At 50.9% G+C, this 1518-nt stretch carries 1 protein-coding gene; it reads right to left on the bottom strand.

Annotation, left to right across the window (positions count from 1 at the left end; genetic code table 11):
* Window positions 1-3: 3 nt before the first annotated feature.
* Window positions 4-1362, bottom strand: coding sequence for an IS4 family transposase (locus KJQ12_RS15325; protein ID WP_213485638.1), 1359 nt, complete (start codon window positions 1360-1362; stop codon window positions 4-6).
* Window positions 1363-1518: the final 156 nt, after the last annotated feature.

The raw sequence follows: 1518 nt of genomic DNA, 5'->3' as shown, positions 1-1518 counted from the left end.
AACTCAACTTTCGCAGCTTAATTTTCCAAACAAACCCTTGATATAATTGGGCAAACTCGAAATCCAATGCTGGAGTTGACGAAAAACGGCAGACTGATCCCGTTTGGACTTGGCTTCCGTGAACTCCATGAAAAATGCTATCAGATGTTGCAAAGCCGTTTTGAGATCCAGGTCTCGAACTTCGTCGGAAAACAGGAAGAACAGACCGCCCAACGACCGCGCGTCGTTTTCGTGACGACGTTCCCATTCCATCACGAGATAACGCGCAAATACGATGGTGGTGTGGCTGATGAGCATGTCAAATGAACGGCCTTGGAACTCCGTCCCCAGCTTCAGATACGATTTGGCAAATTTGAAGAACGTCTCGATGCTCCAACGCATGCCGTAAATGCGAACGATCTCGGCATCTTCCAACGCCAGGTCGGTGCTGAGCAGAACCAGCCAATCCCGCCGCCGATTGCGATTTTGAACAAAGACCAGTTTGACCGGCAGACCGCATGCGGTTTGAACGATGACCGAGCCCAGAATCTCCTTGTTTTTGTGCTTTGGCAAAAGGGCATACAGTTCCTGGAGCGTCAGGCTTTTTTCGTCGAACCGGTATCGCTGCTTCATCGCCTTTACCATACCAATGACATGCAGACCGTTCGCCATCAGTTCACGCAACAGAGGCGCTTGGGTAAACCAGCTGTCCATCAGGACAAAGTCCGCGCTGAATCCGGCTTTGAGCGCTCGGCCCAGCAGGGCCACAACCGCATCCGGTTTGCGCGAAAGCGCCTCGATGCGGCGTTTGTAGCCTGGCGTGCGCTTGGACAAACGCTCCTTCATCTCGCAAAAGCGATTCGCCAGCTTGGCCGAGCTGAGCATGACAAAATCAATGGGCGCGAAGCTGAAGCCATCCGACCATCCGAGCGTGAGCATGTTGTAGCCGCGGATATATCGCCCCGTCGTATGATCGAAGACGCGGGCCAGTAACTCGGCTTTCTTGCTGCGATCCCGCCGAAGAACCGAATCATCGATAATGAAAGCCCGAATGCGGGACGGAGAGGTCAGGGAATCAAAATGCTGAACGATCTTCAGACTCAAGGCATGCAAAAATCGCCGCCATGCGAAGCGCGGATGGTTTAAGAACCGATAGACCACATCTTTGCCAGGCAAAGACTGACGGCGATCGCTGTTGAGAAGACGGAACCAGTTACGCCCTTCAAATACAAGCACAAAGATCAGTCGGAAGATGGCGAGACTTGACCAACCGAACGACTTGGAAATACCGGCTTTGCGCAACAGATGACCGATTTGCAAAGTAGAGAACGCAGCCGAAATTCGTTCTTGACCCTTTTCAGACAGAGAGTTGTGTTGTACCATAGGGATACACACCTTTCTGTTTGGGATGGTAAGCTTTAGCAACTTCCATTTTACCAAACAAGAAAGGTGTTTTTCTGTCAAGAACGAGATTTTTCGATAAGAAATCCTAGCTCCATCAAGGCTTAGCACAGATTTTCAAGCTGCGAAAGTTGAGTT

The sequence above is a fragment of the Thermobacillus xylanilyticus genome, assembly GCF_907165215.1.
GTDB classification, from domain to species: Bacteria; Bacillota; Bacilli; order Paenibacillales; family Paenibacillaceae; genus Thermobacillus; species Thermobacillus xylanilyticus.
This window is presented reverse-complemented; position numbering and strand designations above follow the sequence as displayed.

Coding starts and splice junctions, on each gene's coding strand:
- KJQ12_RS15325 (WP_213485638.1), bottom strand. CDS start 1,362: ATGGTACAACACAACTCTCTGTCTGAAAAGGGTCAAGAACGAATTTCG.